Annotated in this window: 23 protein-coding genes; 11 read left to right on the top strand and 12 right to left on the bottom strand. The window is 63.6% G+C overall.

From position 1 onward, the window contains the following. Nucleotides 1-41: 41 nt before the first annotated feature. From HNQ40_RS01595 to upp, 5 genes are all read left to right on the top strand, one after another. On the top strand, nt 42-698 hold the full coding sequence (locus HNQ40_RS01595; RefSeq protein WP_184675722.1) for a precorrin-2 dehydrogenase/sirohydrochlorin ferrochelatase family protein: 657 nt from the start codon (nt 42-44) through the stop codon (nt 696-698). A 5-nt stretch (nt 699-703) separates the two neighbouring features. Continuing rightward, entirely contained in the window at nt 704-1588 is an 885-nt protein-coding gene (gene ccsA, locus HNQ40_RS01590) for a cytochrome c biogenesis protein CcsA (protein ID WP_184675720.1), read from the top strand. Next, nucleotides 1588-2973, top strand: a complete 1386-nt coding sequence (hemA, locus tag HNQ40_RS01585; RefSeq protein WP_184675712.1) for a glutamyl-tRNA reductase — start codon at nt 1588-1590, stop codon at nt 2971-2973. Before ccsA ends, hemA begins: the two co-directional genes overlap by 1 nt. Further along, nucleotides 2966-5089: a hypothetical protein gene (locus HNQ40_RS01580; protein ID WP_184675710.1), complete on the top strand. Its 2124-nt coding sequence runs from the start codon at nt 2966-2968 to the stop codon at nt 5087-5089. Before hemA ends, HNQ40_RS01580 begins: the two co-directional genes overlap by 8 nt. A gap of 379 nt (nt 5090-5468) precedes the next feature. Further along, entirely contained in the window at nt 5469-6113 is a 645-nt protein-coding gene (gene upp, locus HNQ40_RS01575; protein ID WP_315852758.1) for a uracil phosphoribosyltransferase, read from the top strand. Nucleotides 6114-6129: 16 nt separating this feature from the next. On the opposite strand, the gene HNQ40_RS01570 is transcribed toward upp, so the two are convergent. Then, nucleotides 6130-7161, bottom strand: a complete 1032-nt coding sequence (locus HNQ40_RS01570) for a DUF2235 domain-containing protein (protein WP_184675708.1) — start codon at nt 7159-7161, stop codon at nt 6130-6132. A 136-nt stretch (nt 7162-7297) separates the two neighbouring features. Next, complete coding sequence (locus tag HNQ40_RS01565) at nt 7298-7828, bottom strand: shikimate kinase (RefSeq protein WP_184675706.1); 531 nt, start codon at nt 7826-7828, stop codon at nt 7298-7300. Between the two features lie 133 nt (nt 7829-7961). Here HNQ40_RS01565 and HNQ40_RS01560 point away from each other — a divergent pair, with 133 nt between their 5' ends. Then, nucleotides 7962-8348: a DciA family protein gene (locus HNQ40_RS01560; protein WP_184675704.1), complete on the top strand. Its 387-nt coding sequence runs from the start codon at nt 7962-7964 to the stop codon at nt 8346-8348. Between the two features lie 104 nt (nt 8349-8452). On the opposite strand, the gene HNQ40_RS01555 is transcribed toward HNQ40_RS01560, so the two are convergent. The 5 genes from HNQ40_RS01555 to gatC all read right to left on the bottom strand — a co-directional run bounded on the left by HNQ40_RS01555 (nt 8453) and on the right by gatC (nt 13384). Then, a complete protein-coding gene (locus HNQ40_RS01555) occupies nt 8453-9925 on the bottom strand; it encodes an NAD(P)(+) transhydrogenase (Re/Si-specific) subunit beta (RefSeq protein ID WP_184675702.1) in 1473 nt (490 codons plus the stop codon). Between the two features lie 100 nt (nt 9926-10025). Further along, a complete protein-coding gene (locus HNQ40_RS01550; RefSeq protein WP_184675700.1) occupies nt 10026-10346 on the bottom strand; it encodes an NAD(P) transhydrogenase subunit alpha in 321 nt (106 codons plus the stop codon). A 63-nt stretch (nt 10347-10409) separates the two neighbouring features. After that, nucleotides 10410-11612: an NAD(P) transhydrogenase subunit alpha gene (locus HNQ40_RS01545; RefSeq protein ID WP_184675698.1), complete on the bottom strand. Its 1203-nt coding sequence runs from the start codon at nt 11610-11612 to the stop codon at nt 10410-10412. A gap of 419 nt (nt 11613-12031) precedes the next feature. Further along, on the bottom strand, nt 12032-12991 hold the full coding sequence (locus HNQ40_RS01540; RefSeq protein ID WP_184675696.1) for an ROK family protein: 960 nt from the start codon (nt 12989-12991) through the stop codon (nt 12032-12034). An 84-nt stretch (nt 12992-13075) separates the two neighbouring features. Then, on the bottom strand, nt 13076-13384 hold the full coding sequence (gene gatC / locus HNQ40_RS01535) for an Asp-tRNA(Asn)/Glu-tRNA(Gln) amidotransferase subunit GatC (protein ID WP_184675694.1): 309 nt from the start codon (nt 13382-13384) through the stop codon (nt 13076-13078). 230 nt (nt 13385-13614) lie between these two features. Between gatC and queF the strand changes: the two genes are divergently transcribed. Continuing rightward, nucleotides 13615-14043 carry a preQ(1) synthase gene (queF, locus tag HNQ40_RS01530; RefSeq protein ID WP_184675692.1) on the top strand — a complete coding sequence of 143 codons (429 nt, stop codon included), beginning with the start codon at nt 13615-13617 and terminating at the stop codon, nt 14041-14043. A 239-nt stretch (nt 14044-14282) separates the two neighbouring features. On the opposite strand, the gene HNQ40_RS01525 is transcribed toward queF, so the two are convergent. From HNQ40_RS01525 to HNQ40_RS01510, 4 genes are all read right to left on the bottom strand, one after another. Continuing rightward, nucleotides 14283-14756 carry a hypothetical protein gene (locus HNQ40_RS01525; protein ID WP_184675690.1) on the bottom strand — a complete coding sequence of 158 codons (474 nt, stop codon included), beginning with the start codon at nt 14754-14756 and terminating at the stop codon, nt 14283-14285. A gap of 107 nt (nt 14757-14863) precedes the next feature. Then, on the bottom strand, nt 14864-16807 hold the full coding sequence (locus tag HNQ40_RS01520; protein WP_184675688.1) for a putative bifunctional diguanylate cyclase/phosphodiesterase: 1944 nt from the start codon (nt 16805-16807) through the stop codon (nt 14864-14866). 198 nt (nt 16808-17005) lie between these two features. Then, a complete protein-coding gene (locus HNQ40_RS01515) occupies nt 17006-17572 on the bottom strand; it encodes a DNA-3-methyladenine glycosylase I (protein ID WP_184675686.1) in 567 nt (188 codons plus the stop codon). Between the two features lie 15 nt (nt 17573-17587). Continuing rightward, nucleotides 17588-18556, bottom strand: a complete 969-nt coding sequence (locus tag HNQ40_RS01510) for a hypothetical protein (protein WP_184675684.1) — start codon at nt 18554-18556, stop codon at nt 17588-17590. Between the two features lie 215 nt (nt 18557-18771). Here HNQ40_RS01510 and sucD point away from each other — a divergent pair, with 215 nt between their 5' ends. The 4 genes from sucD (at nt 18772) to HNQ40_RS01490 (ending at nt 24398) form a co-directional block, all read left to right on the top strand. Then, nucleotides 18772-19728: a succinate--CoA ligase subunit alpha gene (sucD, locus tag HNQ40_RS01505; RefSeq protein ID WP_184675682.1), complete on the top strand. Its 957-nt coding sequence runs from the start codon at nt 18772-18774 to the stop codon at nt 19726-19728. Nucleotides 19729-19770: 42 nt separating this feature from the next. Continuing rightward, a complete protein-coding gene (locus HNQ40_RS01500) occupies nt 19771-21534 on the top strand; it encodes an ATP-dependent nuclease (RefSeq protein ID WP_184675680.1) in 1764 nt (587 codons plus the stop codon). A gap of 124 nt (nt 21535-21658) precedes the next feature. Next, nucleotides 21659-23569 (top strand): hypothetical protein, encoded by a 1911-nt coding sequence (locus tag HNQ40_RS01495; RefSeq protein ID WP_184675678.1) that lies wholly within the window; start codon nt 21659-21661, stop codon nt 23567-23569. A 112-nt stretch (nt 23570-23681) separates the two neighbouring features. Continuing rightward, a complete protein-coding gene (locus HNQ40_RS01490) occupies nt 23682-24398 on the top strand; it encodes an opacity family porin (RefSeq protein WP_184675675.1) in 717 nt (238 codons plus the stop codon). A 52-nt stretch (nt 24399-24450) separates the two neighbouring features. Here the strand turns inward: HNQ40_RS01490 and gltS are convergent, their stop codons facing one another. Beyond that, on the bottom strand, nt 24451-25680 hold the full coding sequence (gene gltS, locus HNQ40_RS01485; RefSeq protein WP_184675673.1) for a sodium/glutamate symporter: 1230 nt from the start codon (nt 25678-25680) through the stop codon (nt 24451-24453). Nucleotides 25681-26435 lie beyond the last annotated feature (755 nt).

The raw sequence follows: 26435 nt of genomic DNA, 5'->3' as shown, positions 1-26435 counted from the left end.
GCCGCTTTTCGTGCGCCGCGTCTGCGCTTTACACTGTCCCGATGCGCGACGGTTCCGCCCAAGATGTTTTGCCCTGCCTCCCGGTGATGCTCCGCCTGCGGGGGCAGCGCTGCGTTGTCGTGGGCGGCGGGGCGGTCGCGGCACGTCGGGCCGCGTCGCTGGTGGCGTGCGGGGCCCAGGTCGTGGTGGTGGCCCCGGCCATGGACCCGAAGCTCGACGAACTGCTCATCGAGAGGGCCGAGCGCGGCTACGAGGCGGGGGATCTGGACGGGGCGTTTCTCGTGGTGATCGCGACGGACAACCCGGCCGTGAACCAGCGGGTGGCCGACGAGGCGGCAGAAGCGGGCGTATTGATCAACCGGGCCGACAACGCCGGGGCGGGCGATCTGACGGTGATGGCCCACGACCGCCGCGGCCCGCTGACCCTGGCGGTGGACACGGGGCAGACCTCCGCCGCCGCGGCCAAGGCGATCCGGGCCGAGTTGCTCGAGGCGCTCGACGACGACTGGATCACGCTCCTCACCGAGGCCCGGCCGTGGCGTGCTAAAATCCAGAGCTCGGTTCCCGATGATTCGGAGCGAGCCCGCCGGCTACGCCAACTCGCCGACGACACGGCCATGCAGACCCTCAAGCATCAGGGCGTCTCCGCGTTGCGGGCCCGGCTGCAAGCCGTCGCCGAGGGCCGTGCCGACGACTGAACACCATGATCCAGACCCTCACCAACACCATCCTGGTCATCCTGACCCTGCTCGCGGCGGGGGCCTCGGTGCTGGCGATTGTCCGACTGCGGACGACCATGGGCCTGGCCCTGTCACCGCCTTCGGCCGACAACGAACCGGCCCCGGACTCGCGCCGCCCCAGCAAAGCGCTGATGAACGCCATCGTGGCGGTGATTGCGCTCGTCTCCGCGGGGCTGCTCGTGTACCGCTGGCAGCAGATCGGCGAGGGATGGAACCCGCTGACGGCCCACGTCGACGGCCTGCTGTTGATCGCCTCGCTCATGGCGATCGTCGGGCTCTACATCCAGAGCCGGCCGCGCCTCGGCGGGATGGCGGTGTTCATCCTGCCCATGCTCACGCTGATCCTCGCCTGGGCGATCTGCGCCTCGGCGTGGACGTATCGGCCGTTCAACCTCAACTCGCTCAGCCCGGTCTGGACCGGCGTCCACCTCGCCGGGGTCTACCTCGGCACGCTGGGCTGCGCCGTCGCGGCCATGGCGGGCGTGATGTACCTGTTCGTCCAACGACAGCTCAAACTCAAACGCAACCCCCGCGGCTTGCTACGGCTGGCCAGCCTCGAATCGCTCGAACGCCTGATCACCCAAGCCGCGTCGCTGGGCTTCGGGCTGTTGACCGTCGGCCTGGTCTCGGGTGTGGTCATCCTCCGCACCGAAGGCGAAGTGCTCGGCCCCGGCTGGTGGTACTCACCCAAGGTGTTGTTCGCCTTCGCCGCGTGGCTGGTCTATGCGGTGGTCATGAACGTGCGCTACGCCAGCGTCTTCCGCGGGCGGCGTGCGGCGTGGCTGGCCATCGGCGGCTTCGTGCTGCTGCTGGTGGTCTACGGCATCGTGACGGGAGGGCCCGCCTGATGCGACTCCTGCTGCTGGGCATCAATCACCGCACCGCGCCGGTCGAGCTCCGCGAGGCCTTGGCGATCAACGCCGACCGCCTGCCGTCGGTGCTCGATGCGTTCCGTGCGTCCTACGGCGACGGCGCGGGCGGCGAGTGTGTGTTGCTGTCCACCTGCAACCGCACCGAAATGTACGTCGCCCGGCCGAGCCACTCCGAGCCGACCATCGATTCGCTCCGGCAATTCCTCGCCGACCAAACCGGCACGGCGCTGGACACGATCACCGCGTCGTCGATCCACCGCGAGCAGCAGCCCGCGGTGCACCACCTGTTCCGCGTGACCGCAGGACTCGACGCCATGGCCGTCGGAGAGACGCAAGTCATCGGCCAGGTCCGCCGGGCCTACGAGGCCGCGCAGAACGCCGGCACCGTCGGCCCCGCGCTCAACCGTGTGTTCCAAAGCGCCCTGCGTGACGTGAAGCAGGCCCACCAGCAGAGCGGCGTCGCGGGCCTGCAGCAATCGGTCAGCTCGATGGCGGTCGAATTCGCGGGCAACCTCTTCGAATCGTTCTCCGACAAGACCGTCGCGGGCCTGGGCGCTGGCGAAATCACCAAGGCCACGCTCCAACGCATGCTCGGCAAGTCGCCCGGCAAGACCTGGGTGGTGAACCGCTCGCCCGCGGCGGGTCTCCAACTCGCCAAGACCCTCGGGCTCGGCTCGGAGGGCGGAGCCGAACACCCCGGCGGAGCCCGGCCGTGGGGCGATCTCGACGAAATCCTCGTCGAGGCTGACATCATCCTGACCGGTACCGCATCGCCCGAGCCGGTGATCACCGCGTCGCGATTCAAGAAACTCTTGCGACGCCGACGCAACCGCCCGGTGTTCTTCATCGACCTGGCGGTGCCGCGCGACGTGGAGCCGGCGGTGGGGAGTCTGCCCAACGTCTACCTCTACAATATTGATGACCTGAATCGCGCGTTGGCGGACGTTCCGCGTCGGCGGGAGAAGATCGACCGCTGCGAGGCGATGGTGCGCGAGGCGGCCGAGCGCTGCGTCGGCGCGGCGCAGCACCAGGACCTGGGCGTGCTGGTCCGCCAACTCCGCAACAAGCTGCTGGACATCGGCGACCAGGAACGCGCCCGCACCCAACGCAAGATGCAGAACCTGCACGAGGCGGGGGAGTACGACAAGCTCGAGAGCCTGATCGACGAGCACACCCACCGCCTGATCAACAAGGTGCTGCACCTGCCGCTGAGCCAGCTTGATCTCAAGAAGCACAAGGACGAGGAAGCCCCGATCAGCTTCTACGCGGCGGCGCTGCGTCGTTTGTTCGATCTCGAAGACGTGCCCGGATCGGGCGAGGCTTCCCCTCCGACCCCAGCAACGGAAGCGGACGATGAGTGAGGCCGATCCGCCGTTGCCCGCCGAGGCGTCTGGTCGCGCTTCGTCCCGCCGGCCGGCGGTGATCGCGGCGGCCGGATTCCTGTGGCTCTTGGCGTGCATCTGGGTGGTGCACCAGGGCGGCATCACCCCGGCACCGGATTCAACCGCCTCGCTCATCGGGCTTGCGGTCATCGTCTTGGAATCGCTGCCCCTGCTCGCCGCGTGGTGGCTGGGTGCCGCGGGCTTTGGCTTTGCGCTGCGGCAACGCGGCGTGGCGCAGGTCGGCGTGGGCATGGCGGTGCTTCTGTTGCTGCAATACCTCGCGGGATATGTGGTCGGCTACGCCGGGGCGATCTCTTGGGGGTTGTGTGTCGTTGGGGTGGCGTTGCTTGTGGTGCAGGTCGTCATTGCCCAGCGATCCAAGGCGGATGAGTTGGCCGATACCCAGCGCATGCATTGGCTCTCGCCCTGGTGGCTGCTCGGCATCCCGGGTGTGGCGATGTTGATCGTGGCGGCGTGCTGCCCGCCGGGCACGATGTGGCAGGTCGAAGCGATGGGTTACGACGTGACCAGCTACCACCTGCAGATCCCCCGCGAGTGGGTCGCTGCGGCGAAGATGGTCGAGCTCGAGCACAACGTCTACGCCTACCTGCCCGGGCTGATGGAATCCGCCTACGCGTCGCTGATGACCATGCGGGGCGGCGATCCGGTCGGATCGGTCTACCTCTGCCAACTCTTTCACGCCTCGTTTGCGCTGTTGGCCGCGGCGGGGGTGGCGTCGCTGCTGAAGAGTTACGTATCGGAGTCAAGCGCGGCGGTGGGCGGCGCGTTGGTACTGCTCGTGCCCTGGGTGATCGTCACGGGGTCGCTGGCGTACAACGAGATGGTCGTCGTCGCCTTCGCGGCGGTGGGTCTGAGCTTGGTCGCGGGGTCCGCACATCCTTGTGGACGCACCGGGCTTTCGATCGGCCTGCTGGCGGGCGCCGCGACCTTGGCAAAACTCACCGCCGCGTTCACGGTGGCGCTGCCCCTGGGCGCGGTGTTGATGTGGCGGCTGCTCAAGGATCGGCCGATCCGTCAAACGATCGCCCCCACGGTGTTGTGCGTCGTCGTGGGTTTTGCGGCGTTGTCGCCGTACCTGGCCCGCAACGCGGCGTGGACGGGCAACCCGGTGTTTCCCTTTGCGGGGTCGGTGATGGGTTACGCCCATTGGGATGAAGCGCGGGCCGAGCGTTGGGACGCGGCGCACATGCTCGACCAACCGATGGGCGAACGCATAAGCTCGATCTGGCGGCAGGCCCTTGGCAACACGGGCTACGGCGCCCTCGGCGGCGCACCCACGCCCAAAGAAACCAAAAACATCGCACGCTTCGAACGCGAGGGCGGCGTGCCCGTGTTCTGGCTCGCCGCGTTAGCGGGCGTAATCTGCGCGGGGATCAACCGCAAGACGCGCTGGCTCGCGGCTGTGTTGGCGGTGGTGCTCGTCGGGCAGTTCGTGTGGTGGTTGTCGATGACGCACCTGCAGAGCCGCTTCCTCGTGGTGACGATCGTGCCGCTGTGTGTCGGTACGGGCTTGCTCGTGGGTAAGCTCGACGGACGCAAACTCAGCTCCAGCATCACCGCAGGCGGGGTGATCGCGGTCCTCGTCGGCCTACCCCTCACGCTGGCCGCGCTAATCACCACTTGGTCCCAGGCGACCCAACTCGCCACCTTCGACGGCCAACGCGTCACCGCACCGCTGTGGTTCCTCGTCGACGGCCTGCCAGCGCCCCACGGCATGAACACCATGCAAGACCTCGAACTCAACGACCTGCCCCCGGGCAGCAAGGTCATGGTCGTGGGCAACAACCAGTCGCTGTTCTACATGCAGCCCGAAATCGAATACGCTAGCGCGTTTGATCCCTCGCCGATCACCGCGAAGCTTTCGGGCGACGTGACACCGGCGCAACTCGTGCAACGACTGCGGGCCGACGGCATCACCCACCTCTGGCTGGGCTACAGCGAACTCGATCGGCTCCACGCGACCTACGGCTTCGACGACGGCGTCACCTCGACACGCCTGCACCGCCTGGTTCAAGATTGGACACACGTGGGTAGCCCGACATCCCCCACGGTTCTCATGGTCGTGCCGGATTGAGAAACCCATCACTGAAATCTGCGTTTTAGCGTGTTTTTTAGCTGATATTGCCCCCTGATCTGCATTTCAGGGTTGATTTTTCTTGATCGGCCCCGGGCTGTTTCAGATAATAGTTGTAGACAGGCAGCGACTTTTACCCCCCGAAAGGAGGTCCAACCGACGCGATGTACACCGATAGATCAGGGTGAGTTTTCCCCGCCGAGCGAACGCAAACGCATACCCCCTTGTTATTTTCATTCGTCCATTCATCCCGCGTCGCTCGGTTTTTTAATGCGCTGATTTTCTGAGCCCCGACGCCGAATCTCTCATCAACTCCGGGCTTTGCCGTTACACTCCAACCGTCACCTGCGCACAACGACATCATTCATCGAGGACCGCTGTGGACCACCCCGAACTCAAAGGCAATGTGACCCTCGCCAACCACCCGCTGATCGAGGCGTTGCTGACCGACCTGCGCGACCGCGAGACGCCGGCGCTTCGTTTCCGCGAGGCGGTCGAGGCGCTGGGGCACCTGCTTGCCTACGAAGCGATCCGCGATGCGCCGCTGGCCAACGAAACCATCCAGACGCCGCTCGAGACGATGGATGCGCCGCGGATGACCCAGACGATCACCATCGTGCCGATCCTCCGCGCCGGGCTCGGCCTGGCCGACGGCATGCTCCGCCTGCTCCCGGGGGCCCAGGTCGGCCACCTCGGCATGGCCCGCAACGAAGAAACGCTCGAGCCCGAGTCGTACTACGAGAAGCTTCCGACCAACGTCGCCGACAGCCTCGTGCTCGTCGCCGACCCCATGCTCGCCACCGGCGGCAGCGCCGTCGCCGCCGTGCAACGCCTCAAGGAACTCGGGTGCACCCAACTCAAGTTCGTCGGCGTCCTCGCCGCCCCCGAAGGCGTCAAAACCCTCACCGCGGCTCATCCCGACGTCCCCGTCATCGTCGCCGGCATCGACCGTGAGCTCAACGACAACGGCTACATCGTCCCCGGCCTCGGCGATGCGGGGGATCGGTATTTCGGCACGATGTGACGGGCGGGTCGGCTGACTAACCGACGATCTCGACGTCCGACCAATCCAGGCCGGTCTCTCGGAAGTAGGCTTTGAGCGCACGGCTGCGGCGCCGCGAAGTCTCACGGTCCCACCGTTGTTTTGCGGAGCGGTGGAAGACGGGTTGGCGACCGATCTTGTCCAGGTTTCGCACGATCTTCCCCCTCAGCTTGAAGATGCTGCGGCGGGAGTTGGGCTCGTGCCCGTCGGCGCGGTCTTTGAGGCCGGCCATGAGGAAGGGCTCGAGTGCCAGGCCGCAGGCCTTGGCTTCGTCCAGGATCCAGCGGAAGGCCCCGTCGGACAAACCGCGGTCGGCGTAGCCCCCGCCGACGTTGCCGTGGACCCCGGGGAAGAAGACCTGCTTCAGATCGATGTTGGGCTTGTGGTCCCATTCGGTGTAATCGAAATCTTCGCGGGTCTCATCGATGGCGATCGCGTGGCGGGCGTGACGGATGATGCTGCTGGGTTCTGTGTCGTGGAAGAGGATTTTTTCATCGCCGATCGAGCCCCAGAACAAGATCGGCACGCCCAGGCTGCCCACCGTGTCCCACGCCCCGATGAACTCGATCGGTGTGCGGTCGGCGTGGGCGTACTTCCTGCGGAACGCCTTGGACTTGGGTTGGTCGGGGTGCGACGAACGCGGGTTGCGGTCGCGGTAGATGTCGTACGCCTCGGCGATCCGGTCGGCGTGCACGCGTTTCAGCACGCCGCAGTTGCGGATGAAGCCGCCGAGCGACCGTACGGTGTACGCCCCACGGCTGAAGCCGAAGAACATCAGGTGGTCGCCGCTGCGGTAGTTCTGAACGATGAACCGGTAGCAGTCCATGATGTTCTTGTCGATACCGACGCCGCTGATGCCGCCGGAGAGCTTCTTCCGGTCGCTGCCGACTCCCCAATCGTAAAACACCACCTGCTCGGTGCCGTTGTTGGCGACCGGCTTGATGGCCCTGGCGAGTTGGAGGACGTTCGTGGCGTCACGAGATTCGGGTGAGTTCCAAGTCCCGTCCGCGCAGATCACAATACGTTTCATGTTGGCCCCAGAAATAGGTGAGAAAGTTGTCCCAGAAGGAGAGGGAAGGTTACAACTGAATTGTAACGGGGCGAACGCCGAGGTCTAGAAAAAACACTCGCGCTTCGCATTCAACTCACACCGTCCGGGAAAAGCGCTAGAGATGGTGTCGCGTGAGGTACGCCACCGCCGCGGGGATGTCGACGTAGCTCACGTCGAACACGACGTCGGCCACGTCTTTGTAAACCGGGTCGCGCTCTTCGAGTACGGCGGTGATTTCTTCCACGCTGCTCGCGGCGGCGGTGCCGGTGAGCGAGGGGCGGGCGGCGGTGCTGGCGGCGTCGGCGGCGATGCGCTCGGCGAGCACGGCGGGCTTGCAGTTCAGATAGATCCGGATGGCGTCAGGCGCGGCCTTGACCAGATCGGCCACGCCGTCCTGCATCACCGTGCCGCCGCCCAGGGCGATGACGTGGTTGTCCCGGCCCAGGCACTGCTTGGCGACTTCGACTTCGGCGGCGCGGAACGCGGGCTCGCCGTCGGTCTCCCAGATGTCGGCGATCGATCGGCCGTCGAACCGTTTGACGACCTCGGTGTCGGTGTCGACGAAGTCTTTCCAGGTCTGGTCGGCGATCTTCTTGCCGATGGAGGTTTTGCCGCTGCCGCGATAGCCCATGAGGATGATGTTCATGCCGAGAGTATCGGCGATTTCGGGGGGCGGGGGTAAACCGTTGATCCGATTTCGCCGCTTGCGGCTTAGCGGGAGAAACTTTGTTCGCTAAGCCGCAAGCGGCCGCGGAGAGGCGGGGCAGTATGATGGGATGATGTCCGAATCTCCCCAAGACCAGACCGCCCGCCGACACGTGGAGGCGTTGCGCGAGCGGCGGGTGAAGCCGCAACCCGACCTGTCACTGGGGTTCTTAGCGGACCAGTTCAAGCGCGAGGTGGCTCGGCCGTTCAAGCAGCTCGGAGATTTGGTGGAGTTGTGGAACGAGCTGTTGCCCGAAGAGGTGGCGGCGGGGACACGGCTCGAAGCGCTGCAACGCGGCGTGCTGACCGTGGCGGTGGATTCGAGTGCACGGCTGTACGAGGTGGATCGTCGGCTGCGCGAAGGGCTTGAACGTGAACTCGTCACCCGGCACAAGGGTGCAGCGTTCCGCAAGGTGAAGCTGCGTGTGGAGGCGGCGGGGTGGTTGATGGATGATGAGTAAGCGATTCGGTGTGCGGGGCAGCGAATCGGGGATGGAAGCGACGCGGCTTTGCCGCGTTTCGCGGCCGAGCCGCGGCGCTTCGTGGTGATCATTTGAGTTTTTAATCAGAGCTGTTCGAGTTCACCCACGAGTTCGGTGACGACTTTCTTCGCGTCGCCGAAGACCATGCGGGTGTTGTCTTGGAAGTACAGCGGGTTCTGGATGCCGGCGAAGCCGGGGTTGAGGCTGCGTTTGATGACGAACACGGTGCGGGCGTGGTCGACGTTGAGGATCGGCATGCCGTAGAGCGGGCTGGCTGTGTCGTGGCGGGCGGCGGGGTTGGTCACGTCGTTGGCGCCGATGACCAAAGCGACGTCGGCCGACTCGAGCTTGGCGTTGGCGGGCTCGAGGTCGAGCAGCACGTCGTATTCGACGCCGGCCTCGGCGAGCAGCACGTTCATGTGCCCGGGCATCCGGCCCGCGACGGGGTGGATCGCGTAGGTGACTTCGATGCCCTTGGATTCGAGCTCGGCGGCGAACTCTTTCACGGCGTGTTGCGCTTGAGCGACGGCCATGCCGTAGCCGGGCACGACGACGACGGACGACGCGGCTTCGAGGACGATCGCGGCGTCTTCGGGGCTGGACTCGGTGGCGGTGCCTTGGGTTTCCATGCCCGCTGAAGCGGGCACGCCGGCGGGTGCGGCGCCCATGCCGCCGAAGAGCACGTTCATGAGCGAGCGGTTCATCGCCTTGCACATGATGTTGGTCAGGATCAGGCCGGAGCTGCCGACTAGCGAGCCGGTGATGATCAGGGCGTAGTTGTTGAGGACGAAGCCCGCCATCGCGGCGGCGACGCCGGAGTAGCTGTTGAGCAGCGCGACGACCACGGGCATGTCGGCCCCGCCGATGCCGATGACCAAGAGCACGCCGAGCCCCAGCGCGACGATCGTCATCAGGAAGATCCAAGGCCACGCGGCGGGCCAGATCATGATGAACAACACCATCAGCGCCAACGCGCCAAGCAGCCCGAAGACGATGTCCCGTTGTCTGGGTAATTGCACGGGCTGGTCGGGGGCCCAGGATGTGCCTTGCAGCTTGCCGAAGGCCATGATCGAGCCGGTGAAGGTCACGCCGCCGATGGCCACGGCCAGGCCGATGGACAGGCCGTAGCTCCAGGGTTGCACGGCGACCGCGGAGATCACACCCTCACCAAACTCCGCGTCCGTGTAGGAGAGTTTCTTACCGAACTTGTTGAAGTAATCCGCCAGCGCGACGAGCATCGACGCGATGCCGCCGAAGCCGTTGAGCAGGGCGACCATCTGGGGCATCTGCGTCATCTCGACGCGCTTGGCCATGACGGTGCCCGCGACGCAGCCGAGCGCGAGGGCCGGGACGATCCACAGCAGGCTGAGCCAGGTGCCGCCGGTGATGTAGAAGAACGTGACGACGGTGGCCAGTAGCATGCCGACGGCCGAGATCATGTTGCCGCGGGCGGCGGTTTCGACCTTGCCGAGCATCTTCAGGCCGAAGATGAAGCAGACCGCCGCGAGGAGGTACAGGAGGTTGATCAGGTCGTGGCCGAGGGTGGCAAGGGTCATGGGGGGCCTTGGTCGTTTAGCGGCGGATGGGTGATCCGCGGGTGGAGGGAGTGCGTGGGGCGAGCGGCGATCTGCGATCGCCGGCTAAACGGGGTTTGGGTTACTTGTCTTCTTTGTGCTGGAACATCTTGAGCATGCGGTCGGTGACGAGGTAGCCGCCGACGACGTTGGTGGTGGCGAAGACGATGCCCAGGAACGCGAGCATGACCCCGAACACGCTGCCGGAGTAGCTGCAGAGCAGGGCCCCGACGATGGTGATACCCGAGATCGCGTTGCTGCCGGACATCAGCGGGGTGTGCAGGCGGGAGGGCACCTTGGAGATCAGCTCGAAGCCGATGAACACGGCCAGGACGAAGACGACGATGCCGATGACAAAGGCGCTGGGCGGGTAGGTCGCGGCGAGGGTGAGGTGGGTGAGCATGGTGGGGGCTCGAGGGTAAAGGGATTTCGGATTGGTGATTTCGGATTTCGGAGCGAGCGGGGGTTAGTCGCTTGTTTGTTCCGGAGCGGGATCGATCATGTCTTTGACCAGGTCGTTGACGATCTGGCCGGCGTGGGTGATGAGGGCGCCGACGTGGATGTCGTCGTCCAGGTCGATCTTCAGCGAGGGTTGCTTGGGCGCGGCGTTGGATTCTTCGTCGACTTCGGGTTGCTCGATCATGGTTTCGAGCAGGGCCCACACGTTGTTGGCGAAGACGCTGCTGGCGTGGACCGGGAGCGTGCCGGGCAGGTTGGTCGTGCCGACGATGGTGACCTGGTTGTCGGTGGTGATGATCTGGCCGGGCTGAGTGAGTTCGCAGTTGCCTCGGCCGTGGGCCTCGTTGGCGGCGAGGTCAACGATGACGCTGCCGGGCTTCATGTCGGCGACGACGTCGGCGGGGATCAGCACCGGCGGCGCTTTGCCGAAGACCGCGGCGGTGGTGACCACGACGTCCGACCCGGTCACGTGCTTGGCCATGAGCTCGGCCTGCTGGGCGCGTTCTTCGTCGGTCTGTTCTTTGGCGTAGCCGCCTTCGGTCTCACCGCCGCCGGCGTTGGGTAACTCGATGAAGCGTGCACCGAGCGACAAGACTTGTTCTTTGGTGGCGGGGCGGACGTCATACGCTTCGACGATCGCGCCTAAGCGCTTGGCCGTCGCGATCGCCTGCAGGCCCGCCACGCCTACGCCCACGACCATCACGCGTCCCGGGCTCAGCGTGCCCGCCGCGGTGATCATCATCGGCATCAGCTTCGGGCAATGATTCGCCCCCAGCAGCACCGCTTTGTAACCCGCGAGGTTGGCCTGGCTGGAGAGCACATCCATCGACTGCGCCCGGCTGGTGCGTGGAACAAACTCCAGCGACACGGCCGACACCTTCGCGCCGACCGCGGCGCGGACCACGTCGTGTTCCAACGTCGGCGACAACAAACCCACCACCGCCGCGCCTTCACGCATCCGGCCGACCTGCTCGGGCGTTGGCGCATCGACCTTGACCACGATGTCGGCGTCCTCCCAGGCGTGGTGGCCTGGGCCCGCGAGGGTCGCCCCGGCGTCGGTGAAGTCCTGGTCAGAGATAAAACTTTTAGCACCGAGGCCCGGCTCCACCGTCACGTCCAGGCCCTCTCCGACCAATTTCTTAACCACACTGGGCGTCAGCGGGGTGCGGGTTTCGTCGGCGTCACGCGGCAACGGGGCAAAGACAAGCATGGCAATCTCGGGGAGGATCGGGGGGCGGGACCACGCTCCCAGCGCGTGGCGGCGCCAGTGTATGACAATGCGCTGGTCGTTGCATATCAAGGGTTTATGTCGCACCAAGGCCGTACGATTTATCCCTTGTGGCCAGATGAAGCCGATGCGTGGAGGGGATTGACCTAAGAGAAAACCCCGCTGCCGCATAAGCGACAACGGGGCGGAGGGGAGAAAGCAGTTTTATTACCTAATTTATCGCCTCTGATCGCAGAGTCTCATCAATTTTTATTCGATGAGAAAAAGATAATCAAGGATTAAGGTCATCCTATCTTTACATTTTACGCGCCCGCAAGCGTTTACGGAAGCCTAATTTCTGGCTATCGGACGCTTGGCGCGACTTTTTTTCGCATTTTTTCCCGTTTTGTGAGTGATGTAAATCACGGAATGGCGTTTTGGGCCAGAATTCCGGCCCCGAGCAGGCCCGCGTCGTCGCCCAGCTCGCTGGCCACGATCTTGCACGATTTCATTTCTTCGGGGAAGACGTAGGCCTCAAACGCCTCGCGGATCCACTTCATCCAGGTCTTGCCCATCGCCTCGGTCGCTCCGCCGCCCATCACCACGCAGGGCAGGCTCAGCAGCGTCACCGTGTTGGCGATCGAGATGCCCACGTAAGTCGCGGCGCGGTGGACGACTTCCATGGTCAGCGGGTCTTCCTGTTTAATCGCTTGGCCGAGCACCTTCGACCGCACACGCGATAGGTCGCCGTCCACCAGTTCGGGGATCACCGACTCGCGCCCGCTGGCGATGAGCTGCTTGAGCAGGTTCACGATGTTGGTTCGGCTGGCGAGGTCCTCGACGCTGCGCCGACCGATGCCAGCATCCGCGCGAAGCAGCGTGTGCCCGATCTCGCCCGCGGTGTGTTTCGCGCCGTGATAGATCTTGTTGTCCAGGATCAGTCCGCCGCCGATGCCCGTGCCGACGAACACCGCGAACAGGTCATCGAACCCGCGCCCCGCGCCCGCCTGGTGCTCGCCCCACGCGCCGACGTTCACATCGTTGTCCACCACAACCGGCACACCCAGCTCTTTGCTCAGAACGTCACGCAGCGGGAAGTCGTTCCACCCGAGGTTGACGGCCTGGATCACCTGGCCCTTCTTGATGTTGATCGCGCCCGGCGCACCGATGCCGATCGCTCCGAGGTCCTTGCGTTTGAGCGAGGCCTGTTCGAGCACCTTGTCGCAGAGTTTGACGAGGCGTTGGATCACCGCGTCCGAACCCTCGGCCGCTTTGGTTTTGGTGTCGTCGCGTTCTTTAACTTTGCCGTCGATTACGACGCCGCACTGGATGTTGGTTCCCCCGAGATCGATGCCCAGGGTGGGGGGCGTTTCATGAGCCATAGATCAAGTCTCTTGCGTAGGGTGGGCAGTGCCCACCGCGAACGTGTGTCCAGCCATCGGGTGGGCGGTGCCCACCCTACGGAATCAGGCCCCGCCGCCGTCGCCCAGGACCTTGGGCACTTTGAAGAAGTTGTCCTGCCGGGCGGGGGCGTTGGCCAGGGCGTCGTCGGGGGCAAGGCCGGGCTGCTCGATGTCTTCCCGGGTCACGCTGTGGTGGTCCGAGGGGTGGAACAACGGCTCGACGCCCTCGACGTCCAGCTCGTTGAGCTTGCCGACGTAATCCAGGACCGCGGCGAGCTGGCCGGTGAAGTGCTTGATATCGTCGTCCGACAACGCCAGCCGGCTGAGCTTGGCGACCTGGCGGACGTCGTCTTCGGTGATGGGTTGGCTCATGGGGAAATCATACCATTGGGCGGATTTGGGATTTGGGATTTGGGATTTGGGATTTGGGATTTGGGATTTGGGATTGAGGGGTGAGGATTGAGGAGTGAGGGGTGAGTAGGGGAGTCCTGGCCTATGCTTTATCCACCGCACGGACTTGCGGTAGACTTTCGAACTGCCCGAGGCGACCCCGATCGCCCCACCTAACTCCCAACCCCTAAGCCCCCAACCCCTTCCCCGCCATGCCCGATCGCGACCTGCTCAAGTGTTTTGATAACCCCAACCCGGGGCGGCCCTTCGTCATCGAACACATCTCCGATGAGTTCACCAGCGTCTGCCCCGAGACCGGCCACCCCGACTTCGGCTCGGTCATCCTCCAGTACATCCCCCGCGATGCCTGCATCGAACTCAAGTCGCTCAAGCTCTACTACCAGAGCTTCCGCAACGAGGGCATCTACTACGAAGCGGTGACCAACAAGATCGCTGAGGACCTGGACCGTTCGATGGACCCGATCTGGATGCAGATCGTCACCGAGTGGAAGGGCCGTGGCGGCATCCGCTCCCGCATCACCGTGGAACTCGGCCGACACCCCGACGACGCGCCACGCTCCACCGGAGGCGACGACTTCGAAGACGAGGAAGACGACGACCGCCTGCCGCCCGGGTATTGAATCAAATCGACCGGGGCGTGCTTATGAAACCCCTCCCCCCTCGGGGGAGGTGGCGGGCGAAGCCCGTCGGGGGGGGAGCGTAAGTCCGCATTACGCTTGTGGCGTTTTCACGCTCCGTGTTCCCTCACCCCAACCCTCTCCCGGCGGGAGAGGGAGCAAGACAATACACAAAAGCAAAGAGCCCGCGCGGGGGATGCGCGGGCTCTTCACCAAGGGAACTCTTTTCTCTCGACGTGTGATCAGTCGTTGCGGTCGCGGCGGTCTTCACGGCGGTCACGGACGTCTTCACGCTTGTCCCGCCGATCTTCCGCACGGTCGCGTTTGTCTTCTCGCGCATCCCGCCGATCTTCGCGGCGGTCGCGGACGTCTTCGCGTTTGTCGCGGCGGTCTTCGAGTCGGTCACGCTTGCCGTCGTCGGATTGGGCGTCCCGGCGATCTTCGCGCCGGTCACGAACATCTTCGCGCTTGTCGCGCACGTCTTCCCGGCGATCGCGGACATCTTCCTTCTTGTCCCGCCGGTCCTCCGCGCGGTCGCGCTTGTCTTCACGGCGGTCGCGGTGGTCTTCACGCTTGTCGGCCCGGTCGCCTTTCTCGGCCATCGCAACGAGGCCGTCGGTCGGGCTGGTGATGGCGGCGGGGGAGGCGGCGGAGACCGAAAGGGGGGCTGCGGCGAGGCACGCGGGGGCAACGAGCGCAGCGATAGACAGGGACAAAGTTCGCAATATCATGGCAGGCTCCTGTGAAGGAAAAAAGGGGGGCTGTTGCTGGTCCAACGCGGGAGGGGCAAGCGTATTGCAGGAGCGCTTCAGATTTTTCGAGCTCAGGCGGCCATGTCTTGCGGGGCGAAGGTCTTGCCTTCGGCCAGCAGGGCGGTGGCCTTGTCGGCGGGGAGCGGCGCGGAGAACAGGTAGCCCTGCACCGCGTCACAGCCCAGGGTCTGGACCTGCATGAACTGGGCCGACTCCTCGATGCCCTCGGCGATCACGGTCATCTTGAGGTTGCGGGCCAGGTTGATCACCGCGTCGACGATGGCGGTGTAGCTGAGGTCGCGCTGCATCTGCAGGATGAAGCCGCGGTCGATCTTCAAGACGTCGGCGGGTACATCGTGCAGCGAAGTCAGCGACGAGGTGCCCGTGCCGAAGTCGTCGATGAACAGCCGGTAGCCCAGCCGACGCAGCTTCTTGAGGATCGGCGTGACGGGCACGCGGTTATCGCCCAGTGCCGTCTCAGTGATCTCCAGGCAGATCGACGAACACGGGAGGTCCGCGTTGGCCATCACGCGTTCCAGGTGATCGATCATGTCGGGCACCAGCAGTTGACGTTTGGACACGTTCACACTGATGTACAGGTTCGGGTCAACCAGGCCCTGGCTCCGCCACGACGCGAGTTGCTCGGCGGCGAGCTCCAGGCACTGCCGGCCCACTTGATCGATCAGCCCCGCGTCTTCGGCGATCGGGATGAACTCGCCCGGCGTGACGCGTCCGAGCTGTTCGTGGTGCCACCGGCAGAGCGATTCAAAGCCTTTGAGCCGGCCCGTGTCGGTCTCGATGATCGGTTGATAGTGCAGCTCGAGTTCGCGGTTCTGGATCGCCCCCCGCAGCGCGACCTCGACCTCGGCCTTGCGCGCGGTCGCCGCGTGCATCGCGGCTTCGAACACGCAGTAGCAGTTGCGGCCCTCCGATTTGGCGTGGTACATCGCGGTGTCCGCGTCGCGGATCAGCGTGTGCGCGTCGGCCCCGCTGATCGAGCTGCACGTCACGCCGATGCTGGGCGTCGAGGTCACCGACTGCTGCTTGATCAGGTGCGGCTCGCCCATGGTGCGCAGGAGCGCCTCGGCGATCCGTTTGGGTTCTTCGTGGTCCCGGATCGGATCGACGATGACCAAGAACTCGTCCCCGCCCAGACGGATCGGCGTGACCCGGGCGTTGGGCGAATCGATCGAGCAGCACGGACCCGCAGCCTCTTCGGTGTCCTTGACGCCGGGCAGGTCGATCGACTCATAGGGCGCAAGGATGTTTTCCATCCGCCGGGCGATCGAGACCAACAGCTCGTCGCCCGCGTCGTGGCCCAGGCTGTCGTTGATGAGTTTGAAGCGGTCGAAGTCCAGGAACAGCAACGCCCGTTCCTGTTCGCTGATCTGCGCGGACTCGAGCCGCTCGAGGGCGTACTTGCGGTTGGGCAGCCCGGTGAGGCGGTCGTGACGGGCGGCCCAGTAGGCTTCGCGTCGCTGGTTCTCGACTTCGTTGATGGCGTGAGTCAGTTGGCCGCACTGCTGGCCGATCAGGTCGCGCACATCGATCAGGCAGAGCGAACCGTCTTCGAATTCGACGACAACCGGGTCGTACCGCCGCGACGCGGGACGCTCGATGACCCGCTCGATCGCCTCGGTCAGGGAGAGGTCGGCCGAGAGGATCTCCGCGGGCTCGGTGGCCTGGTATTCGTAAAACAAGCCGACGGGGCGGTAGAGGTACAGGTCACGCTGGAACGCCTTGGCGAGCTGGGTGTAGATCGTCGCCCGTGCCAACGGCCCGACGAACCGGTCGCCGTCGTAAAGCAGCACGCCGAACAGCTCCGGCGATTGTTCGAAACGCTTCATGACCTGATCAAGCGGCTCTCGAATTTGCACCCGGGTCTGGATGCAATACTCCCGACAGATATCCCGCAGCCAGGTCAACTTCAGCCGGTTGGGTTTAAGGTCCATCTCGCCTTCGTGTCCTCGGCCATGAGCCAAAGAGGGATGCGTCGATTCGGATTCGTTTGGCATAACAGAAACACTCAAGGCCCGCGGCTATACACCGCGCTCGATGCTGCCCATCGCGGCAGACACGCCCACCCAACGATGGCTATCGGCTAAGGGAGAACCCTTTTTTTGAACAGGAGACTCCACAACCCGTTATTCACATTGATAACGATTCGCTCACACAGCAGAACGCATGCGCTGAAGCGATCGGCCGATAAAACCTCAACCGAGCTCGGCACACGCCCGGTGCCGGGGGCAATCGATCACGTGGTCGTTGACCATGCCGACGGATTGCATGAAGGCGTACATGATCGTCGAGCCGACGAACTTGAAGCCGCGCTTCTTGAGGTCTTTCGACAGTGAGTCGGAGATGTCGGTCTTGGCGGGGACTTCGCTCAGGGATTTGAAGCGGTTCTGGATGGGCTTGTGATCGACGAATGCCCAGACGTAGTCGGCAAAGCTGCCGAACTCATCCTGCACCGCGAGGAATGCCTTGGCGTTCTGCACCGACGCGGCGACCTTCAGCCGGTTGCGCACGATCCCGGGGTCGGCCAGCAGCTTCTTCTGCTTCGCCTCGGTGTAGCGCGCGACCTTCTTCACATCGAAGTTGTCGTACACCTTGCGGTAGTGTTCGCGCTTGTTCAGGATCGTGATCCAGCTCAGCCCCGCCTGGGCCCCTTCGAGGATCAACATCTCAAACAGGTGACGCTCGTCCCGCGAGGGCACACCCCATTCCTCGTCGTGGTACTGCTCGTAAATCTCGCCCTTGGCCCATTCGCATCGCGGCATGGTTCGGTCCTCGTCTTACTCTGGGTCGTCGTCGGGATGGGGCGGTTCGTTGATCGCCTCGTCCGCCGCGTTTGCCTCGGCAGCATCGCGGATGAAGCGGGGGATCAGCTCGATGGGGGGGACGCCGTAGACCGCTTCGCACGCCGAGATGCCCTGGTCTTCCCACGCCGCGGCTTCGAGCAGCGTCGCAAGCTTCGTGGTGTCGTCTTGCATGAGTTCGCCGACCATTTGGTACGCCAAGGCATACGGCAGGCCGTGCGCATCGTCGGGGCCGCAGAACGCGTCGCCGGTGAAAAAATCGGCCAGCCGACGCGGCGTCCAGAACGCGCGGTGCAGCGCGATGGTGTGCAGGTCGTTGGCGAAGTCTTCGTTGGGCGCGACGGCTTTTTCGAGGTGCACCACCAGCCCTTCCTCCAGCCACACGGGCAAACCCAGCCCCGCGAGTCGGCTGTGGGCCAGCTCGTGGGCCATCACCGGCTCGAGCGTCGCCGCCGTCTTGCCGTGGGCCGCCACGTGCACCGAGCCCTGGTGCAGGCACATCCCGCCGCTGACCGCGCCGACGTAGTCCGGCTCGTGCGCATCGCTCACGTAATCCAGATAGTCCTCCACCTCCCGGCACACCACCGCCACGTCCAGCCCCGGCCCGCCATCCGAATAGTCGTCCAACCCCAACCCCGTCACGCAGCGCTCGATGGTCGCCAAGGCCCGCTCCATGAACGCCACCGCCCGCTGGGCCTCTTCCTCGGGCAGGTCGGTCGTCATGATGCATTCGCCCTGCTGCACGACGCGGAAGTCCCCGCCCCAGGACGCCGCCAGCGTGTGCTGCCAGACCCACTCCACCGCCGTCCACGCTGCGGGCTGCGCCTCGCTCGGCAGCGCCCACCAGCGCATCTGCACCCGCTGCCAGTCCGGCCGCGGCAGCCCCTGGCGCTCCGCCATCGCGCCCAGCAGCCGGCTCCCGAGTTGGATCATCGCGTCATCCATACCCCCGCCAGCATACCCGCCTCGCCCCAACTTTAGCCCCGGGTCATTGACCCGGGGCCGCCACGGCGACCTACCCTTCTCCATCCCGGCCCTCCCCAACCCCGCTGTCCCCAAAGACTTCCCCGATCCCGCCCCCCAACCCCCCGTCAGAATGCTACGATGCCCGCCTTAAATCCAGGCCTCCAATCCCTAAGCCCCCAAGCCCCTAAATCACCATGAGCATCCTCGTCAACGCCGACACCAAAGTCATCTGCCAAGGCATCACCGGCTCTGCCGGCCAGTTCCACACCACCGGCTGCCTCGAATACGGCACCCAGATGGTCGGCGGCGTGACCCCCGGCAAGGGCGGTCAGACCGACGCCAACGGCCTGCCCGTGTTCAACTCCTGCAAAGAGGCCGTCGACGCCACCGGCGCCAACGCCACCATGATCTTCGTGCCCCCGCCGTTCGCCGCGGACGGCATCCTCGAAGCCGCCGACGCCGGCATCAGCCTCATCTGCTGCATCACCGAGCACATCCCCGTCCTCGACATGATGCGCGTCAAGAAGGCCCTCGCCAGCTTCCCCGACGTCACCCTCGTCGGACCCAACTGCCCCGGCGTCATCACCCCCGGCCCGCGTAACCCCAGCGCCACCGGCACCGGCTCCAAAGACCAGCCCCTCACCAACGGCGGCTGCAAGATAGGCATTATGCCCGGCTACATCCACGTCGCCGCCAGCGAATCCAAGACCGGCAAAAACGTCGGCATCATCTCCCGCTCCGGCACCCTCACCTACGAAGCCGTCTGGCAAACCGCTGAACGCGGCGTCGGCCACTCCACCGCCGTCGGCATCGGCGGCGACCCCGTCCGCGGCATGAACTTCATCGACCTGCTCCCGCTCTTCGAGGCCGACCCGGAGACCGACGGCATCGTCATGATCGGCGAGATCGGCGGCACCGACGAAGAAGCCGCCGCCGAGTTCATCAAGTCCAACGTCACCAAACCCGTCACCGCCTTCATCGCCGGCCGCACCGCACCCCCCGGCCGCCGCATGGGCCACGCCGGCGCCATCATCTCCGGCGGCGAAGGCGGCGCCGAAGACAAACTCAACGCCCTCCGTGCAGCAGGCTGCCACATCGCCGAAAGCCCCGCCGACCTGGGCAGCACGATGGTGAAGGCGTTGGGGCTCTAGACTCACTCCCTTACTTCCGGAGGAACAATGACGGTTTACAGATTGTCCCAGATCGATGTTCTTAATTATCGATCAATAACGAAACAGTCTTTCGCGCTAGAACGATTTACGCCACTTGTAGGTTATAACAACGCAGGTAAATCCAATATCCTGTCGGCTATTACTTGGCTTATTCGCCCGTTCTCATTAGGAACGGGCGATTTTTTTGATATTAATCAAGCTGTTGAGGTGCGTGGTACGGTTGAGGGTATGTCAGAGCAGGTGCTATCTAATCTTGGAGCGACGCATCGAAAAAAAATTGAACCATTCTGTGCAAACGGAATTATTAGATTTAGAACCATTCATTCAGAGCCAGGAATATCAGCAGCAAAAACGGCATATGAGATCCGTGATTTAGACGTCGCGGATGAGGATGATCCTGACGCATGGAAGAATGTTTCAGGTATTCGTCAAGCCATACAAGCTATGTTTCCAGAGCCCATCCCAATTGATGCGATGGATGATGCTGCTGAAGATGTTGCAAAGAGTAAGTCGGGAACAACTATTTCTAAGTTGTTAGGCTTGATAGTTGATCCGATTCGCGAATCGCAAGGCGATGAACTGAGTGAGATACTTGAAGGCATACGTGATCGCCTTGAAGCAGACGGACTACAGAGGCCGCAAGAAATCATCGATTTCGATACGCATGCGAACGCTCAAGTCAGCGCTCTTTTTCCTGGTGTGGAGATTGCGGCCCATATTCCTGCGCCTGAGATATCGCAAATTTTTAAATCTGGCACACTGAAAGTTAGGGATAAAGGCTCAGATGTTTGGCGTGATGTCGTAAATATGGGGCATGGGGCTCAGAGAACAATACAAATGGCATTAATTTGCTATTTGGCAGCAAAGAATTTTGATTCGAGTAAGCCAGCACCGTTGCTGCTTATCGATGAACCGGAATTATATTTGCATCCGCAGGGCGTTGAACAAGTAAGGCAAGCATTGGTTACGCTTTCTGAAACTTCATTCCAGATTGTTTTTTCAACACATTCCGCATCAATGATTCAACGCGACGATGTGCCTAATGCCCTGGTAGTTCGTCGAGACAGACTCAATGGGACTCGATCAAAGAAAAGATTGGCTGATGCGATTTCTGGTGTGCTGCAAGACAATCCAAGTCAAACTCAAACAATATTTGAGTTGAGTAATGCAAGTGAGGTTCTTTTTTCAGATAGCGTGGTTTTAGCCGAGGGTAAAACTGAAAAACGCATCCTCCCGCCCTTGTACGAGCGGGTTACAGGAAAAACTCTTGCACTTGCAAAAAAAGCCTTAGTGGTGCCAGACGGTTCGGGCGGCGTCCATAAATGCTCAAAGGTTTTGGATGCGATTTCAGTTCCGCATAAGGCAGTTGTTGATTTGGATTTTGCATTTCGTGCAGAAAATTGCGAGTGGTTGGACAACTGTTACGACGAAATCCAAAAGTGTGTCGCAATTTTTTCAGATCTTTGTGCTAGCAATGATTTCAACCTGGATGGTAGGGGGCTTCCTTGTAAAGGTGGATCGATGAGCGCTTCCCAAGCATTTTCATTGCTCGGATCAACACAAGAGGCGTTTTCAGCGATTGACAGTATTCATGAATCACTTTTGCAGCATAATGTTTGGATATGGAAGAAGGGCTGTATTGAGGATTATTTAGGGGAGAGGGGCAAGAATGAGAAAGTCTGGAATCGGTTGGCGCATGACATTCTGAATCCACAGTCGGACTTGACTGAATTACTTGCGCATTTTGATTCTCTAGAATCGTTTATTGAATGGATAGACGCGTGACTCTTCTTGCAGTAATGATTGAATCAGTAATCTATCGCAAAACTTAACGTTTGCAGACATCTGGCCGGATATCATGCTCAAAGCGGCGATGCCGCCCTCGAACTTTTCCCCTCTGAGGAACGGCATGAAGTTCAACATGAATCTGGTCGGGCTGGTGCTCCTGGTGGGTGGGTTTGTTGTGAGCCTGTTTTCGGTGGTGTCGCGGTCGTTTGATGAGGGGGCGCTCAGCCAGAATGCGGGGGATGGGAAGAAGGTGGTGCAGCTCATGCACTGGTCGCTCGAGCCGGGGTTCCGGGAGGCGATGCAGGATGTGATGGATGAGTACAACGCGTTGCCGCACGTCAAGGAGGCCAACGTCGAACTGCGGCAGCTCGACATCACCGAGCGGGTCTACGCCCAGGTGTTGAATGTGCACGCGGTGAGCGGGACGGCGCCGGACATCTGCGGGCGGGGCGGGCCGGACAAGGGGGCGATCGCGCAGGGGGCGGGCATCGCGCAGTACTTCGACTCGCTGGGCGATGCGGGGCTGGAGCCCAACCCGTACAACGCGCCGCAGTACCTGCCCGAAGGGCTCGATCCCGAGCTCGCCGACGCGTTGTCCAACGGGCCCTGGCGGGACACGTTGATTGATGGCATGCAGGCGAGCTACGTGCTCGAGCTGCAGGACTTCTATGCGGTGCCCACCAGCTTTGTGGGCTCGGTCAAGATTTTTTACAACGAGAACCTCTTCGCGGACGCCAAGGCGCTGCTCGTCGAGGCGATGCAGCAGAGCCCGCAGCCGTCGTGGTACCGCGACCTGGTCTGGGACCGCACCGGCGATGCCGAGACCGGCTACGTCGTCGACACGCCCGAGCTGCGCGCGTGGGTGCTCAATGATGAGGTGCCCGAAACGCTCGGCCGACTGATGATGGTGTGCGAAGCGATCTGGCAGATCGGCAAGCAGACGGGCAACGACCAGCTCGTGCCGATCGCGGGCAGCAGCTACTCGGACACGATGTTCGCCGAGCGCTACGCGGTGCCGTTCACCTCGACGCTGGCCGAGTCGATGAACTACGACGGCGACACGTGGGTCAGCGGCTCGGAGGCGTGGCTGTCGTGGATGGCGGGGCGGTGGAGCTTCGAGGACCCGGCCCATGCGGCGTACTTCGACTGCCTCCGCGAGATCTGCAAGCAGTTCCCCCCGGGCTTCCTCGGCCTCGACCGCGAGCAGGCCCGGCGGCGTTTCGTCACGGCTCAAGCCGGCATGATCGCCACCGGCGCGTGGGACGCCAAGAGCCTGTTCGATGCGGCGCAGGGCACCGTTGTCACCGAAGACAACCCGCTCTTGCCCAGCGAGATCGCCACCGAGTTCCGCGGCCTGCCGCACAAGAACCACCGCTTCGGCGTCAAGATCATGGGCTTCCCCCTGCCCGGCCCCGACGAACGCTGGCACGACCACATCACCCACCCCGCCAGCGACGCGCAGGCCAACGGCAGCGGCCAGTTCATGATCTCCCAGCGCTCGCCCAACAAGGCGTGGGCCTTGGACTTCCTGCGGTACCTCACGAGCTATTCGGTGAACGTGGAGTTCAACCGCCGGGCCGAGCGCCTGCCCATGGTGATCGGCGGCCTGCCCAAGGCCGAGTTGGCCGCGTTCATCCCCAACCCCGAAGGGCTCGCCAGCGGTGACCGGACGAATCCCTACGACACCCAGGCCGGCAACCTGCGGACGCAGTACCTGGGGCAATTCAAAAACTTCCTGTCGGGCGATCTGGACTACGACGAGTTTGTCCGCTTCGTCGAAGACGCGGCCCACGACGAACGCACCGGCGCGAAGCGTGTGATGTACGACGTCTGGCAACGCCAACGCGATCAGGTCCGCAGCGTCGAAGCCCTCATCGCGGTGCAGTCGGCCCGGGAGTTGTTGCAGCAGCAACCCGACGCAGCCAACAAGGTGATCCAGGGCACCCGCCAGTCTGCGATGTTGTTCAACGCCACCCGCCTGAAACAGTTCTGGGACCAGGAGTTTCCCGGCGAGCCGTTCCCCGAGTACTGAATCGCATCGGGCTGCGAGACGTTCCGAGCGAGGCGGTCGCCGTTATGATGGCGGGGTCTTTTGATCGCTCAGGAGTGTCTTCATGTTCATTCGCCACCTTCTATTTTCTTGCTTGGCTGTTTCCCTCGGCGGCGCTTCGCTGGCTCAATCCGCGGGGGTTCAGGCGGCGGGTGACGCGGGGGCGTGGTCCAACGCGCTGGCCCTCGGCGTGGCGTCGAATGCCGACACCTCCGAGCCCGAGTGGACAGGCCAGGACCTCCTTGGTGATAGGCAGGATGTGTGGGGCTACTACTTCCGCGGCTCGTTGATGGGCGTCGAGCCGACGAACGATGTGCGGGCCCGTTCGGACGGTCAGCGGGTCGACACGGACGACGGCTTCGGGCTGACCGCGGCGGCGGGGTTCAAGATGGACTACCTGCCGTTGGCGTGGGAGTTCGAGTACATGTTCCGCCGATTCAGCCACGACTCCTACACCGACCCGGTCGCGGGTTTCGTGTCGGACAACGACGTGTCGCTGCACACGTTCGCGATCAACGTGCTGTACGACCAATCCAACCTGCTCGGCCCTGTGGGGGTGTACGCAGGCGGGGGCGTGGGCTTCCGCCTCAGCTCGTTCAGCTTCAGCAGCGGCAGCGGCGGCAGCGAGTCGTCGATCTCCGGCGACGGGTTGTTCATCCAGGCGATGGCCGGCGTGACCGTCACCATCGACCCCAACCTGCAGCTCTACGGCGGCGTGCGCTACACCGACTCGGGCAAAATCCGCAACGAGTTCCTCGAGGTCGACACCGCCGCCGTCGGCGGCGAGATCGGCCTGCGCGTGTATTTTTAATTTGCGTCGTGGACGCAACCGTTAGCCGGCGATTTTAAATCGCCGTCCCGGTCTACAGCGACGTAAAGAACTTGATCAAAAACGCGTTGGCCAGGTCGACGAAGAAGGCCGACACCAGCGGTAGCATGATGAACGCCAGCGGGGCGGGGCCGTAGCGTTTGGTCACGGCCGACATGTTGGCGATCGCGGTCGGCGTCGCCCCGAGCGTGAACCCCGCGAAGCCCGCGCCGAGCACCGCCGCGTTGTAGTCCCGCCCCATCAACGGGAACACGACAAACAGGATGAACAGCACCGCCGCGGCGACCTGCAACGCCAGCACGCCGACGAGCGGCCCGCCCAGGCCCGCGAGGGTCCACAGCTTCATGCTCATCAGCGACATCGAGAGGAACACCATCAGGCTGTAGTCGGAGATCACCGCGAGCGCGGGTGTCCGTGCCGGCCAGGGCAGCTTCGGAAAAATCGGCGGGACCGTGTTGGACAAGACAATCCCCACCAGCAGGCAGGGCACGAACAGCGGCAGCTTGAGCCCGAGGTCGAGGATGACCTGGTGGGCGAGGTAGCCGAGGATGATCGCGACGTTCACCGCGAGCATCGCCCGCATGAGGTCGACGTGGTCGAGCGGTGGGCGGCGCGTCTTGGCCTGGGCCTCGGTTTTGTCGTCGTCGCTGTCGTAGGGCAGGCCGACGACGGGCCCGTCGGCTTGGCCGGCTTCGAGCTGGTTGCGGTTGATCAGGAACTTGGCGATGGGCCCGCCGACAACCGAGGCGCAGACCAGGCCGAGCGTGGCCGCGGCGATGCCGATCTCGGCGGCGGCCTCGAATCCGGTCTGCTCGCCGATGGTCGGCCCCCACGCGATGGCCGTACCGTGCCCGCCGATGAGCGACGCCGTGCCGAGTAACACGCCCACCGGCCGGGGCTGATCGAACGCCATCACGCCCAGCAACGCCACCGTGTTCTGCAGCACCATGAACCCGACGGTGAGCACCAGCAGCACGCCCAACATCTTGCCGCCCGCCTTGAGGTCGGCGAAGCGGGCGTTGAGCCCGATGGTCGTGAAGAAGATCACCAGCAGCATGTCGCGTGCTTCGAGATCGAACACGACCTCGGTACCCAGGGCGTAGAGGACACCCGTGGCGACCGCGGCGGCCAGCCCGCCGGAGACGGGCTCGGGGATGTTGTAGTTGCGCAGGAACGCGACGTGCCGGGTGAGGAAGCCCCCGAGGAAGTACACGAGCAGGCCGAGGGTCACGGCGAGGAAGCTGTTGATCTCCAGCGTCTTCATGGCTCGGCTTTCATTTCAGGGGAGGGGGAGTGTGTGACAGCAAGACTATACCCTCGGGTTGCTTATGCGGCACGGGCGACGAAGGTGCAGCGCACGGGCTATCGCTAACCATCCTTAAACTTGTTTGAGGCCGCACTGATTAGCTTGGTATCGCGTGTCTTGACTCCTCCCCCTTGAGGGGGAGGTTGGGTGGGGGTGCCGCCCCGTGTGTGCGGTGAGAGCGCATGGCCCCCCCCTAACCCCTCCCTCAAGGGAGGGGACTGAAAGCGGCACTCTTGATGGGTAAGCGGGAACCGCTTGTGGTGTGCGCACAACGGTGACAACAAGAGGCGTGAAATCGGCAAGCCAGCAAGAATTTTCATCTGTTGTGGGACACAGGGTTTGAATCGCTACCCACCGGGCAAACGTCATCGCCATGCGCACACCCCAATCGCCGCATCCCTTGATGGAGGGAGATGTATCGGCACCCGACGGCGGCGGGGCGGTGGCAGGCAAGGACTGTCTCGCCGGGCGCGTCGGGAGGGCCGGGTTCGCGTCTTGAAGTGCGGGGGTTTCGGCGTTCGTCGGTGAGCCACCTTGCCGGCAACAGACACGATGGACTACCGCGTAATCGCGTAGCCACCCCCAAACACGCGGGTCGAGGACGACGGCGCAAAGAAAAAGCGGATCGTATGGGCCGATGCACACGATCCGCTATCCGCCGAGCGTTCGCTCTTTGGCAATCCAATGATCAAGAGAGCTGGGCCTTTTGAGTT

Source organism: Algisphaera agarilytica (assembly GCF_014207595.1).
In the GTDB taxonomy this organism is placed as follows: Bacteria; Planctomycetota; Phycisphaerae; order Phycisphaerales; family Phycisphaeraceae; genus Algisphaera; species Algisphaera agarilytica.
This window is presented reverse-complemented; position numbering and strand designations above follow the sequence as displayed.